5 protein-coding genes are annotated in these 10092 nt (G+C 55.6%); 4 read left to right on the forward strand and 1 reads right to left on the reverse strand.

Going from position 1 to position 10092, the window contains the following annotated elements; all coding sequences use genetic code 11:
* Nucleotides 1–14 precede the first annotated feature (14 nt).
* The 3 genes from ABX962_RS03875 (at nucleotide 15) to cheB (ending at nucleotide 6447) form a co-directional block, all read left to right on the forward strand.
* A complete protein-coding gene (locus ABX962_RS03875) occupies nucleotides 15–2507 on the forward strand; it encodes a methyl-accepting chemotaxis protein (protein WP_372716801.1) in 2493 nt (830 codons plus the stop codon).
* A gap of 87 nt (nucleotides 2508–2594) precedes the next feature.
* Entirely contained in the window at nucleotides 2595–5396 is a 2802-nt protein-coding gene (locus tag ABX962_RS03880; RefSeq protein ID WP_372716803.1) for a response regulator, read from the forward strand.
* A gap of 10 nt (nucleotides 5397–5406) precedes the next feature.
* Entirely contained in the window at nucleotides 5407–6447 is a 1041-nt protein-coding gene (cheB, locus tag ABX962_RS03885) for a chemotaxis-specific protein-glutamate methyltransferase CheB (protein WP_372716805.1), read from the forward strand.
* Nucleotides 6448–6560: 113 nt separating this feature from the next.
* On the opposite strand, the gene ABX962_RS03890 is transcribed toward cheB, so the two are convergent.
* Nucleotides 6561–7973, reverse strand: coding sequence for a trypsin-like peptidase domain-containing protein (locus ABX962_RS03890; protein ID WP_372716807.1), 1413 nt, complete (start codon nucleotides 7971–7973; stop codon nucleotides 6561–6563).
* A gap of 404 nt (nucleotides 7974–8377) precedes the next feature.
* On the opposite strand from ABX962_RS03890, the gene metG reads away from it, so the two are divergent.
* Nucleotides 8378–10092 (forward strand): methionine--tRNA ligase (gene metG, locus ABX962_RS03895; RefSeq protein WP_372716809.1); only part of this gene is annotated, 1715 nt, incomplete at its 3' end.

The following is a 10092-nucleotide window of genomic DNA, read 5'->3' on the forward strand; positions in this document are numbered from 1 at the left end:
TTAGAGGCATCGGCATGACATTGACAGAACACGTTCGCAAACTTTCGCTGCGGTGGCAGATCTCCGTCTTGCTGGGAATTGCGATTCTTATTTCGCTCTTGGCTCTGGGAACACTGGCGTTCCAAAAGAGTCGCGAGATTGTCACCGAAATGACACTCGAAAAAATGGTGGCTCAAACCAACGAAATCGCCAGCAACCTGGAGAGCACGTTGGCGCGTTCACGTGCGGATACCCTGGCGATCCCAAGCTATCCGCCGATCCCTGGCATCCTTCGCAGCTGGGACAACGAACAGAACCCAGGCCAAGACCCTGTGCAAACGGGATCGAATGTTCAAATTTGGGTGGAACGGCTGGCACAAATCGTCACCACTGAAATGCGTGTTTACAGCGAGCGGATCGAATCGGCATTTTACGACTCCGAGGGCCACGGCGTGATGCGAGTGATATCACGACGGGGCGACCACGAAATGGAAACCGAACAAATCCCTAATATCGCTCAAGCACCCTACTTTTTGAAAACACGCGAACTCAGCAGTGGCAGCATCTATGTTTCGCCGCTGCAAGTGAACCCCCAAGGCCATACAACCATTCATGTCTGTACCCCAGTTTTCAGCAAATCAAGCGAAGAAACGCTCGCAGAGTTCCGTGGCATTTTTGTCATCACCCTCGCAGGCGACCTGTTGTTCAACAACGCAGTCGAGACACTGGCAGGCGATCGCGTGAACCAAGCACAAGTCATCGAAATTGTCGATAACACGATGCAGTTTCTGTACTGCAGCAGCAATAGCGATGCGACGGCGATGAGCAACGATCGGTTTGATGAATTGCGTCCGGTACGAGCCGAACGTTTACTGAGAAACGATCTGCAAAGCACCCATTATGGCAAAAACGCCAAAGCAATTTATGTTCAGGGATCCGATCGACCCGATGGCAAATCGATGCTGGGCACGTTCACCCAAATCTTTTACGACCCCAGCGATCGCACTCGATTCTGGGGGGTCACCACCAGCGAATATGGCGAGTCGGCGCTGCAAAGCGTCACGGATTTACGGAATCGGTTCTTGTTAACAGGCACCTTAATCATGCTCGGCGTTTTGACGGCAAGCTACTTTTTTGCCGGACGCTTAGCAGCCCCGCTGGCCACGCTCAGCCGCACCGCCGACGAGATCGCGGGTGGTCAAATCGACAAACCCATGCCACAGATCCATGGTGCGAGCGAAGTGATCCAACTGAATACTTCCTTTCGCGAAATGACCCAAGCACTACGCAGTCATATTTCCGAAGCAAAAGACCAAAAATCGAGAACGCAAGCGACCATCGACTCGACCGCCGACGCCATCCTATCGCTTAACTGCGAGGGAACGATTTTGTCGTGCAACAGCGCCACGCGAGAGATGTTTGGATACAACGAGGCCCAGCTCGTCGGGCAAAACGCGTCGCTTTTGTCACGCTCACTGTGCAACGATGCGTCGCATCATCCATCCCATCATCTGGCCCCGGGCGAAGTTCGCCGACTAGGGGCCGGTTCCGAAGTGACGGGACGACATCGCGACGGATCCGAAATCCCGTTATTGATGCGGGTCGTGGCAATGAACTACGCAGGCGATGAAATTTATATCGCAACGCTGCAAGACATCGCGGAACGCAAACGCAACGAACTCGAACGCGGGAAGCTGTTTAATGCCATTCGAGATGCGGTACAGCGGCTTGCCACCGCGACTCAAGAAATCTTGGCCACGACCAGCCAACAAGCTGCAGGGGCCCAGGAACAGGCCGCGACGGTGTCCGAAGTGGTCGCCACCGCCGAAGAGATTGCTCAAACTGCGGCCCAAGCCGCCCAACGTGCTGACGAAGTCGCACAGGCCGCTCGTCACACCGACGAAGTGGGCAACGAAGGACGAATGGCGATCGAAGGTTCCGTCACCGCTATGGAAGAGGTCAAACGACAAGTCGAATCGATCGCTGAAAACATGCTGTCACTCGCGGAACGTGCCCAAGCGATCGGCGAAATCATCGCCACCGTGAACGACATCGCCGAACAAACCAATGTGCTCGCACTGAACGCTGCCGTCGAAGCCTCGCGTGCCGGCGAACATGGAAAAGGCTTCGCCGTCGTCGCGGCCGAAGTCAAATCGTTGGCAGAACAATCCAAACGTGCCACCGCACAAATACGCTCGATTTTGAGCGAGATCCAAGCGGCGACCAATGCCGCTGTGCTGTCGACCGAACATGGCACGCACACCGTCAGCCAAGCCAGCGACGTCACCTCACGAGCCGGCGAGGTGATCAAAACCCTCGCCCAAACCCTTGCCGATTCCACTCAAATGGCCACGCAAATCTCGGCTTCTGCAAACCAGCAAGCGGCCGGAGTAAGGCAACTCAACGAAGGGATTCGCGACATCGATACCGTCACCAAACAAAGCCTCAGTGCCGTGCAACAGATCGAAGAATCTGCCCGAAATTTGAATGGACTTAGCAACGAACTCGCTTCGCTGACGGAGATCTAATCGTCGACCATCGCGTCTTCACCCCACTTTGATGCTCAGACTGCTTGGCGAACAGGAAGTTTGCCCCACGTACAGGACCCAAAAACAATGGACGAACAAGAATTTGCACAATTACTAATGGAGACGTTCCTGCAGGAATTGAGCGAACATATTGAAACGCTCGGTCGTGAACTCTTGGCGGTGGAGAAGGAACAAACTCCGGAACAACTCGATGAACTTTGGAAAGTGATCTTTCGCGCAGCCCATACACTCAAAGGCGCCTCTGCCGCAGTCAACGTGCAGCCGATCCAAACGGCATGCCACCACCTCGAAGATATTTTTGGTTACTTTCGCGACCAGCGTTGCTCGGCGCCCCCTGCGATGATCTCGTTGATGCTAAAAGTCATCGACGGAATCGAAGATATCTCCGTGCGGCTTCGCGCCGAAGAACCTCTCGATGATTCGTCGCTGGTGCAGATGTTGCCCGAACTGAAGCGAGTGGCAGACGAATTGACCTCCGGCGAATCGACGTCGAGCGAGTCTTCGCCGGCCACAGCGGAGAAGCCTGCCGAAGCCGCAGCGTCCAGTGCCGCCGCAGTTTCCAGTGCCGCCGCAGCGTCCAGTCCGCCCGTTGGCGAAGCTCGTGTCGCCGCGTTCCTGCACGACTTGGACGATCATGTTGCGACAATCTCGTCCAATGCGTTGGGATTGGAAGCGGCAAAAAACGATGCCGAAAAACAAAACGCCTTGACCTCGCTGTTGCAGGCGACAAGCTGTCTGAAATCGTCGGCCGCAAACGACTCGGATGCGGCAAGCGATCTTGCGGTGGTTTGTGAGGTGTGTGACCATCTCGAGCGACTGATCACACGGATACAAAACGAGAATCAGGATGTGACTGCGGAGCTGGTTTCGCGGATTCTGGAAGCGGCAAACTCGTTTGCTGAAACGGGGCGACGACTTCGTGATGGCCGCGATTTGCAAACCGCTTCGATCCAGAAAATGAGTGACAAGCTCAGCAAACTCGATCCGGCGAAACATGATCCGTCCCGCGAACCCCAATCCACCGCAGCAATCAAGTCCAGTCAACCGGCAAAACCCTTTGAGCCTCCGAAACCGAGTGAGTCCGGCAAACGCGTTGCCGCGGCAGAGCAAGCGGCTTCAATACGCGTCCCCGCCCAAAAACTGGACGCGTTACTCGCTTACAGCGGCGAACTGCTCGTGGTCCGAGGACGATTTTCGCTGCGAGAAAAGGACGCCAACGACCTGCGTGATCTCGTGACCGAACTCAAATCACGTTGGCTCCATTCCCAACGCACACGACGTCAAACGACGCCAAACCGCTCGGCGTTTTCCCCGCCGTCGGTCTCCCCACCGTCGGGCTCCGAAAACGGCGAGTCATGGATCGAAGAAACATCAAAATCGTTCACGCTGTTGACCAAAAAAATCGAAGCATTGTCGACCCTCATCGAAGCCGACAACCGTCTGCTCGGACAAACCTGCAGCCAACTCGATGACGAGGTGTATCATGTGCGAATGCTGCCGTTTACTGATGCCTGCGGTGGACTCGGACGTGCCGTTCGTGACATCGCGACGGCCAGCAACAAAAAGGTAAACTTCAAAATCGAGGGAGGGGATGTGGAAGTGGACCGCTCCGTGTTGGAGGGACTTAAGGATCCACTACTGCATCTAGTCCGCAACGCTGTGGATCATGGCATCGAAAAAACAGCGGAGCGTACCGCCGCTGGAAAACCCGAAACCGCTTCGGTCACCGTCAGCGCCTCGCTGCGTGGCGGACAAGTCGAGGTGGTGGTCCAAGATGACGGCGCGGGATTCGATTTGGATCGTATCTGTGGGATTGCGAAAAAACGAGGTTTGGAAGTCCCGGAGGACCGCCGCGAACAAGCACGATTGGTATTTGCACCTGGATTTTCCACTGCAAAAATGATCACCGACATCTCCGGCCGCGGCGTCGGTTTGGATGTGGTGCAAAGTCGTGTGGAATCATTACACGGAGCGGTCGATGTTACCTTTCGCGTGGGCCAATGGACGCGGTTCACGTTGGTGGTCCCGTTGACACTGACAACGATCCGCTCGCTGCTGGTGCGAGTGAACGACGAAGTCTATGCAATTCCGACGACAGCGGTCCGCCGAATGGTGCGTTTTGGCATCAACGAAGTCCGCACGTCGCTGGGACGCGACACGTTATTGCTCAGCGAGTCACCGACGCCGATTGTGTCGCTGGCGGCGACCCTTGGCTTAAAATCCAAGGGATTGATTGCAGGAAAGTTGGCAAAGGGATTAGCGGTCATCTTGGCGGCGGGTGAGCAGCGGGTCGCAGTCACGGTGGATGATGTATTGACCGAGCAAGAGGTTTTAGTCAAGAACCTTGGCAGCCGAATTCGACGACTGCGTCACTTTTCCGGCTGCACATTGCTGCCCACCGGACGGATTGCGATGGTGATGAATGCGTCCAACGTCGTTCGCACCGCTCTTGGCATTGCTCCGACGTATTCACATTCAACTCGCCAGAAACAGGAATCGACCGCTCGCAAACAATTATTGTTAGCCGATGACTCGGTCACCACGCGAGAACTTCTCAAGAACATTCTTGAAACTGCGGGCTACGATGTCATCGCCACTGCCGATGGCGAGCAAGCATGGATGGCGGCCCAAGAGCATCATTTTGACGCGGTCGTCAGCGATGTCGACATGCCGCGTATGGATGGATTTGAATTGACGTTAAAATTGCGAAACAATACACCGACCGCCGAGATCCCCATTGTCTTGGTCACTGCACGTGGGTCTGACAGCGACAAAGAACGCGGTGTCCAATCGGGTGCAAATGGATACATCGTGAAAGGCAGCTTTGACCAAGCCAACCTTCTCGATACGTTAGCCCAGTTGGTTTAAGGAGACAAAAATGCACACGGTATTGATTGTCGACGACTCCGCTACCTCGCGTGAAGTGCTACGGGCGATCCTGTGCGAAGAAGCCGGTTTTCGTGTGATCGGTTTTGCCAAAGATGGACACGAAGCGGTCGAGAAAGCCAAAGAACTGCATCCCGATGTGATCACGATGGATATCAACATGCCCGGGATGAATGGATTGGAAGCGACACGCGAGATCATGATCGAAGCGCCCACACCAATCGTGATTGTCTCGGCAAGTACCCGTGTCCGCGAGATCGAAGCTTCGATGGAAGCGCTCGGCGCCGGTGCGCTTGCGATTCTTCTAAAACCCCCGGGGCCTCACTCGCCCAAGTATGCCGCATTGGCGAAAGAGATTGTCAAAACCGTCAAGGCGATGGCGGGTGTGTTGGTGATACGGCGACGTCGACGGATGAAAACCGACGCTGAATCGAGTCTTGTTCGCGAGGCCTCCGATCCGCCACCACAAGCCAAGATCCAAGCGGTCTCGATTTTGTCGTCGACCGGGGGTCCTCCGGCGCTTGCAAAAGTGCTAGGCGAGCTGCCGGCCGATTTCCCGGCCCCGATCCTGATCGTACAGCACATGGTCCCCAGCTTTGTTGCGGGATTTGCCAGTTGGCTTGATACCGTGGTCCCCCTACCCGTTCGGCTCGCTTGTCAGCACGAACGCATCGAACACGGCTGTGTCTATGTCGCCGCGGCAGGCAGCCATCTCGGCGTGACCCGAGGCTCGCGAATCTGCTTGTCCGACGATCCTCCGATCGATGGCTTTCAACCGGCTGGCACACACCTATTTGCCAGCGTCGCCGAACAGTTTGGCAAAGCATGCGCAGGAGTGATCATGACCGGAATGGGACATGATGGCGTCGATGGGCTACAGCAAATCCATGCAGCTGGCGGCTTCACGATTGCCCAGGACGAAGCGACTAGCGTCGTGTTTGGGATGGCAAAAGTCGCGATCCAGCGGAACATCATCCATTCCGTCTTGCCACTGGACCAGATCGCCAAGCAGCTGCAACGGCTTGTTCGATAAGACGACGCCACGGCGAAACCGCATCGCGACAAAGCATCCTCGCTGCGGGATCATCGGTAACATCCACGGCACTGGTACCCCACGGATACAGCACCCTCAACTCAACTGCGACCTTAACGCGACTGTTGCTGGACCATTCGCAGAAAGTCCTGAGTCGGCTCACTGACCGTCATTACTTGCGGTGAGCTTTGCGGGCTGTTTCGATCGCGGATGATCACGATCACTTCTTGGTTGCTCGCCTGCGAGACGGCTGCGGGAGCAAAGTCGGCCGCGGCGGCGATGGCCGAGGGCTGCAGTGCGGATTGGGGAAGCCCCACGGGTGTGACCGCATCTTGATTTAGGCTAGCCATTCGCTCGGGAGCCGCTGCGGCTCCGTTGTTTTGATACAAGTTGGTCAAGTTCACTCGGTCCAATTGCCAGTGCACGGCACCCGGACCGGCATAGATACCGACGTCGTCTTTGTAATCCGCTGCGTTGCATACTCCGATCAAACGGCCTGCGTCGTCGAATAATCCTCCGCCGCTTCGTCCATCAATCGGAGCCCCTTCGATCTCGAGATTCGACGCGTTGATATGTTGGTTGTATTTATTGACCCCCGTGACGCGAGTGTCCCGTCGGCTCGGGTCGTCGCCACGGTCACAACCGTAGCTGAACGCAGGCTGACCGGTGCGAACTTGATCGACCGACGAAATCACCTCAACGGGATCAATCGCGAATCCCGGACGAATCACGACCAGAGCGATGTCACGATCATCGGCGTCGTAGTCAAGCAGTTGCCCGAGAACGGTATGCACTTGGCCTCCGACAAACAAATCGACTTCGATTTTTCCTTCGCCTTTGGTTTCGCGGAACAGGTGCCCGCATGTCAAAACGAGCCCTTCTTCGCCTTGAGTATCAATAATGGTTCCGGTGCCAGCGCCGTAACCTTTTCCGTCATGAACACGCAAGCGAACGGTGGCAGCCCGAGCTCGTTCCACCGCATCGGCTTTGCTCAGACTTGGCATCGGCTCGATCGCTCGCGTGGCATCGCGATTCGCTGCTGCCGTCAATGTTTGGCCTTGGAATCCCTGGTTTTGAGCTGCCTGGTTTTGAGCTGGGCCAACGGGCAAACGGCCCACCGGAGCCAGACGAGTTTGGGGAGCCGGGAAGGGGTCGCCCGCCCGGGTCATCGATCCGGTTTGCACCAACGGGCCGCTGGGATTGGTCGCCAATGCAGTTTGCAAATCGGCGAGCGACTGCGTGCCGACCAAGCGAGTGACTTCTTTTCCACTGGCGACGACGACGAAGGTGGGCGTTTGACGAATTCCGTAGCGGCGGGTCAGATCGGGTTCGGCTTGAACATCGACGTGTCGCACGGGGACGCCGGACTGTTCGAGTTGAGTGAGAACGGGCTGCATCGCCCGACAGGGAGGACATTGCGAGGAAGAAAAGTCGATCAGAATGGCACCCGCAGCCTGAGCCGTGACACCTTGAAAGCAATTTGTTGCCGCTACAAATGCAATCGCGATCGCGAACATTGTCTTCATCACGCTCGTCCCTCCATGGACGGTAGTGGTCATTTCGGGCCAGCCATCATTGGCCTGCCGAACAGGAGACGACCGCATCAATTTTCCAACGTCCCTGCTGGATTTTGGTCGCCTGAGGATCGCAATACTGCATGAATTCACCCGGTCACGGCAAGATCAATGGCCGCGATCCTCGTGGAACTTTAGTTTTTTTTGAGTTTTACACCCATTTTTTTACAATTTGTTCATTCCGCTGACGCTGCAAAAACGTGTACAGATCGTCGCCCCGCGTCGTCGAACACGAGTTTCAAAGCTACAATCCGCCCAAGACGCTCGCGGTATCCCCCCGTTTGACACTTTGCCGATAAAAATCGATTGTTCGATTCTTGGCAGCTTCCCTTCCCAACGTTCCAAAATCAATCTCGATGACTCGCCGAATCCTTGTCACTAGTGCCCTGCCCTACGCCAATGGTCCGATCCACATCGGGCACTTGGTCGAATACATCCAAACGGACATTTGGGTGCGATTCCAAAAATTGAGGGGTAACCGCTGTATCTACGTCTGTGCCGACGACACCCACGGCACCGCCATCATGATTCGAGCCCGCAAAGAAGGCCGCAGCGAAGAAGAATTAATCGCGGCAATGAGCGAGTCACATCAACGCGATTTCAGCGGATTTGGCATCGAATTCGACCACTACGGCAGCACCCACAGCGACGCCAATCGCGAGCTGTGTGGCGAGTTCTGGAAATCGCTGCGAGCGAACGACTTGATCGCCGAACGCGAAATCGAGCAGCTTTACGATCCCGAAGCCCAAACGTTCTTAGCTGATCGCTTCGTCCGCGGCACCTGTCCCAAATGTGGCAAGAAAGACCAACCAGGCGACAATTGCGTATGCGGACATACGTACAGTCCAACCGATTTGATTGACCCCAAGAGCACCCTCAGCGGCGCGACGCCCGAACTTCGCAAAGCCCTCCACCTGTTTGTCGAACTCGACAAGCTGCACGATTTTTTGGCCACTTGGATCGACAGCAGCGATGCCCTACAGAGCGAAACGGCCAATTATTTGAAAGGCCATTTCTTAGCCAACGCACTTCGCGACTGGGACATTAGCCGCCCGGGACCGTACTTTGGTTTCGAAATCCCCGACTCACCCGGCAATTATTGGTACGTCTGGTTTGATGCACCGATCGGCTACATCGCCAGCACAAAACAGTGGTGTGATGCCAACGGCGAAAAGCTCGAGGATTGGTGGAAATCGGACGATTGCGAAATCCATCACTTCATCGGCAAAGACATCACCTATTTCCATACGCTGTTCTGGCCTGGGATGCTGAAAACGGCCGGCTACAGCTTGCCGACCAAAGTTCGCATCCACGGTTTCTTGACCGTGACCGGGGAAAAAATGAGCAAGTCGACCGGCACGTTGGTGTCCGCCGAAACCTATTTAAAACACACAAAACCTGCGTATCTGCGTTACTTTTACGCCACCAAATTGACCGCTCGCGTGGAAGACATCGACCTTGGGATCGATGAGTTTACGGACAAGATCAACAGCGACCTGGTTGGCAAAGTCGTCAACCTGGCCAGCCGAGTGGGCAAGTTCGCGAGCTCAACGGGGCTGTCGGCAACCTACCCCGATGATGGGGGTTTATTCCAAGCCGCCGCCGATGCGGGCGACGAAATTGCTGCCGCGTACGAATCCTGTGATTACTCTCGTGCCATGCGGCGAATCATGGAACTGGCCGACGCTGCCAACCCGTTTGTCGAGCATGCGAAACCGTGGGAAATGAAAAAGGATGCGGATCGCCAGGACGAGCTACGCGACGTTTGTACGGTCGCACTGAATCTGTTCCGACAATTGACGATCTATCTGACGCCGGTATTGCCGGAATTGGCTCAGCAGTGTGGTGATCTGTTAGGCGAAGAAATAACATCGTGGGAGCAAAGTAAAACACCACTTACCGGAACCGCTGTTGCCAAGTTCCAACGAATGATGGACCGAGTTCAACCCGAGGATTTAAAGAAGATGATCGACGAAAGCAAAGAATTGGCAGCCGAAGAAACCAAGCAAGACAACTTGCCCACATTCAACGACAGCGACCAACCACTCAAAGACGAACCGTTGGCCGACGA

The sequence above is a fragment of the Novipirellula sp. genome (assembly GCF_041583735.1).
Lineage (GTDB): Bacteria > Planctomycetota > Planctomycetia > Pirellulales > Pirellulaceae > Novipirellula.